The organism is Inquilinus sp. (assembly GCF_057815775.1).
The window spans coordinates 1-2,621 of the sequence record NZ_JBYRFX010000603.1; the positions used below are offsets into that span (position 1 = coordinate 1).

Annotated in this window: 3 protein-coding genes; all 3 read left to right on the forward strand. The window is 69.6% G+C overall.

The genetic code is table 11. The features are described from left to right. The first annotated feature begins 58 nt into the window (after positions 1-58). A complete protein-coding gene (locus tag AC3XYG_RS21160) occupies positions 59-1,423 on the forward strand; it encodes a Ca2+-dependent phosphoinositide-specific phospholipase C (RefSeq protein ID WP_489141849.1) in 1,365 nt (454 codons plus the stop codon). A 143-nt stretch (positions 1,424-1,566) separates the two neighbouring features. Beyond that, the gene (gene ccmA, locus AC3XYG_RS21165) at positions 1,567-2,217 is read left to right on the forward strand and encodes a heme ABC exporter ATP-binding protein CcmA (protein WP_489141850.1); all 651 of its coding nucleotides are present in this window, start codon (positions 1,567-1,569) and stop codon (positions 2,215-2,217) included. Beyond that, positions 2,214-2,621: heme exporter protein CcmB (ccmB, locus tag AC3XYG_RS21170; RefSeq protein WP_489141851.1), on the forward strand; the 408-nt coding region annotated here is incomplete at its 3' end. The genes ccmA and ccmB, both read left to right, overlap by 4 nt.

Here is a 2,621-nt window from a genome sequence, read left to right on the forward strand (position 1 = left end):
GCCCGAAACCGGGCCTCAGACGAAGGGGGAACTGATGGGACGAGGTCTTCTCTCAGGGATGGCTGTGGCGGCCGCCCTGCTGCTGTCGGCGGGGACGCCGGCCCTGGCCGACGTGCCGGCCGCGCAGCCGCTGGCGGGGTCCACGCCGTACAACGCCGCCTACTGGTCGCGGCCGCACAACACCTACGAAAAGGCGCATTTCGCCAAGCTGACCGACGCGCTCGACCGCGGCAACCAGGTGGTCGAGATCGACGTCTATGACGGCACTGGCTTCCCGGTGAAGCACGATCCGACCGAGGCGAACACCGCCAACAACTGCAAGGGCGGCGCCGGCGGCCTGCTGCAGGATTGCCTGCGCGACGTGAAGGCGTGGAGCGACGCGCATCCCGGCCACCTGCCGATCACGGTGCAGTTCGACCTCAAGCCCAGCCTGGGGCTGTGGGGCTGGGGCGCCAGCTACATGTCCGGGCTGAACAATCTCGTGATCAGCGAGCTCGGGGCCAAGGCCTACAAGCCGGAAGACCTGCGCGCCTTCACCGGCTACGCCTCGCTGCGCGAAGGCGTCTACCGGGCCGGCTGGCCCAGCGTCGATTCGCTGCGCGGCCGCATCATCCTGCAGATGATGGGCGGGCCGATCGGCGACAAGAACGACACCCAGGAAGAGTATGTGAACCAGTTCGGCAGCGCGGCGCAGATCTTCGTCTGCCCCGAGGCGCATGAGCCGGCGAACTTCTATTGGAACGGCAACGCCAAGGATTTCGACGACGCGAACACCAACAAATGGGTGGCCTGCGGCAACCAGGAGGCGGTGCAGTACTGGTACAAGGACACGGTCACGGCCCAGCAGAACGGCCAGCTGGTCAACCTGTGGTCCAGCAACGAGACGCAGTTCGACAGCTTCAACCAGATGTATCTGGCGGTCGGCTGGGGCGCCTCGATGATCAGCCATGAAAACCTGGAGACCTGGGGCAACAAGCTGCCGCTGAACGGCATCCGCCGCTCGGTCGCCACCGGCTTCTCGCTGCGCAGCACCGCGAACAGCTTCTGCGCCGAGATCCAGAACGGCCTCTACGCCAACGGCTCCGACCTCAACCAGCGCAGCTGCACGGGTGCTGTGCCGCAGCAATGGATCTACAGCGACGAAACCCAGCTGCGGTCCGTCGGCAACACCGACTACTGCGCCGACATCGAGGGTGGCAACGGCAACAACGGTGACAAGCTCCACATCTGGAACTGCGACGGCGGCTCCAGCGAAAAGTGGCAGCTGCAAACCGACGGCCGGCTGATCGGCATGAACAGCCGCTGCGCCGATGTCGTCGACAACACCGTCGGCACCCGGATGCAGATCCGTAATTGCACCGGCGGCGCCAGCCAGCGCTTCGACATCGTCGTCAGCCCGAACGCCAACAACCCGCACTACTGATCGAGGGATGACTGCGCCGGCCGGGGGGCGGCGGCAGTCGCGAGGGGGCAGGGCCGTTCGCGGTCCTGCCCTTTCCGTTTTGGGGCTCTTCCACTTTGACGGGTCCGGCTGCTATGCCGGGGCATGACCGCGCCCAGCCGCCCATGCCCGACCCGAGCCTGACCGGCGCCAGCCTCACGGCGGATGATCTCGCCTGCCTGCGCGGCGGGCGGCTGGTCTTCGCCGGCCTGTCCTTCCGGCTCGATGCCGGCGAGGCACTGGTGCTGACCGGGCCGAACGGCAGCGGCAAGTCCAGCCTGCTGCGCCTGGTCGCGGGGCTGGTGCCGGTCTTCGCCGGAACGCTCGACTGGACCGGCGCCCCCGGCTCGATCGCCTATCTCGGCCACCAGGATGCGGTGAAGCCGGCGCTGACGCCGCGCGAGACGCTGCGCTTCTGGGGCGCCACCGCCGGCGCGGCCCCGGATGCGGCCACGATCGATGCAGCCCTCGCCGCGGTCGGCCTCGAAGGGCTGGACGACCTGCCTTGCCGATACCTCTCCGCCGGCCAGCGCCGCCGCCTGGCGCTGGCGCGGTTCGAGCTGGGCCCCGCCCGGCTGTGGCTGCTGGACGAACCGACGCTCGGGCTCGACACCGCCTCCGTCGCCCGGCTGGAGGCGCGGATCGCGCGGCATCGCGCCGGCGGCGGGATCGTCATGCTGGCCACCCATGTGCCGCTCGCCCTCGACGGCGCGCGCGGCCTGGCGCTGGCGGATTTCGCGGTGCCCGATTTCGCGGTCATTGGGGTACCGCTGTGAGGGCCTTCCTCGCCATGCTGTCGCGCGACCTGCGGCTGGCCCTGCGATCCGGCGGCGACGTGGCCGCCGTGCTCGCCTTCTTCGTCATCACCGTGGTGCTGTTCCCGCTCAGCATCGGGCCGGAAACGGCGCTGCTCGGCCGCATCGCCGCCGGCGTGGTCTGGGTCGCGGCGCTGCTGGCGACGCTGCTCGCGCTCGACCGGCTGTTTGCCCAGGATTACGAGGACGGCTCGCTCGACCTCCTGGTGCTGTCGCCGCTGCCGCTGGAGGCCGCGGTGCTGGCCAAGGCGCTGGCCCATTGGCTGCTGACCGGGCTGCCGCTGATCCTGCTGTCGCCGGTCATGGCGGCGATGCTGGGGCTGGAGGCGCGGGTCTGGCCGGTGCTGGTGCTGTCGCTGCTGCTC

Excerpts from the sequence above, each read along its gene's own strand:
- AC3XYG_RS21160 (WP_489141849.1), top strand. The coding sequence starts at position 59 with ATGGCTGTGGCGGCCGCCCTGCTGCTGTCGGCGGGGACGCCGGCCCTG.
- ccmA (WP_489141850.1), top strand. The coding sequence starts at position 1,567 with ATGCCCGACCCGAGCCTGACCGGCGCCAGCCTCACGGCGGATGATCTC.